Source organism: Amnimonas aquatica (genome assembly GCF_002943415.1).
Classification (GTDB): Bacteria; Pseudomonadota; Gammaproteobacteria; order Pseudomonadales; family Moraxellaceae; genus Perlucidibaca; species Perlucidibaca aquatica_A.
The window spans coordinates 1-1,181 of record NZ_PTQZ01000356.1 but is presented as its reverse complement, the minus strand read 5'-3'; the positions used below and the strand labels follow the sequence as shown (position 1 = coordinate 1,181).

Sequence of the window (1,181 nt, the reverse complement as noted above, 5' to 3'; positions counted from 1 at the left end):
GCAGGCCGCGATGGCCCTGGTACCAGCGCGCCAGCTCGTCCAGCGTCTGCCAGGCGGCCAGCCGCTGCCAGTGTCCCTGGATGCAGCTCACCGCCTGCAGGGCTTCCGTGCCGGAAGCCGGCAGGCGCAGAAACAGCATGTCCATCAGTCCTCTTCCCCTTCCGGCTCGTCCCCGCTCTCCGGCGGCGGTTCGATGTCCGGCACCCAGACGGGATTGCGGTCATTGGCAATCACCTCGAGGCTCCCGGCGCTGCGTCTGGCGATCAGCGACCACTGCAGGCGCTCGCGATCGCCGAACCTGATTTTCGTGTACAGCTCGAAATAAGCCGACTTCACATCCAGCAGGCTGGTCAGCTGCTGCCGGATATCGGCGCTCACGCCATTGAACACCGGATTGTCGAGGAAGTCGCTGACCGATTTCCAGCCCTGCTGGGGTCGATTCCGCAACAACTCGACCGCCGAAGCCGGCGGCAGCCCCGGCACCATGGCCTCGAGCAGGCCCGGCGACAGGAAATTCACGTTCATTTTCACCGCGGCGGATGGCAGTACCGTGACCCAGGGCGCGAGCTGGCGCAGGATCTCGCTGTTGTAGCCGCGCACCAGGCGCAGCTCGGCGTAGGTGCTCATGCTGCGGTTGGCGGCGCGGTAGGCCGGGTTCTGACGCAGGTAGTAGTCATCCTCGGCGCCGGCGGACGAATACGGCAGGTTGTCGCTGTCCAGCCAGTCCACCAGGCTGTCGGCCAGCTCCACCGGCAGCAGCAGGTGCTGCAGCAGGCGGCGGTAGAACGCCAGCGCCTGCGTGCTGACCGCGCCGTTGCTGACCAGGCTGTTGAGGTTGAAACGCGCCTGGGCATCGCTCAGTGCCGGCTGGATCAGGCCGCCGGGCACCGGGAACGGCGGGAACGGCTGGGCCCAGTACTCCTTCGGATGATCGACCACGAGGCCGTCCTGGGCATCGGCGCGCAGGGCCGCCATGGCGAACATGGCGGCGCCGCGGTTGTATTCGGCGATCTGGTCCTGCAGCAGCTGCCCGCCCAGCTCGCGCTGCACGCGCGCCTGGCGGTCGATGATGGCCATGACCAGCACCGCCGCCAGGGCCGCGATCATCATCATGGTCAGCAGCGCGACGCCGCGCTGGCGCTCACTGCGACGAGTCATTGCCGGGCATCCAGTAAAGTCGG

1 protein-coding gene is annotated in these 1,181 nt (G+C 67.6%); it reads right to left on the bottom strand.

Annotation, left to right across the window (positions count from 1 at the left end; translation table 11 throughout):
* Nucleotides 1–144 precede the first annotated feature (144 nt).
* Nucleotides 145–1,158, bottom strand: a complete 1,014-nt coding sequence (gene gspK, locus C5O18_RS09910) for a type II secretion system minor pseudopilin GspK (protein ID WP_105193460.1) — start codon at nucleotides 1,156–1,158, stop codon at nucleotides 145–147.
* Nucleotides 1,159–1,181 lie beyond the last annotated feature (23 nt).

What these genes read in the sequence shown, in the direction of transcription:
- gspK (WP_105193460.1), bottom strand. Translation starts at nt 1,158, where the DNA reads ATGACTCGTCGCAGTGAGCGCCAGCGCGGCGTCGCGCTGCTGACCATG.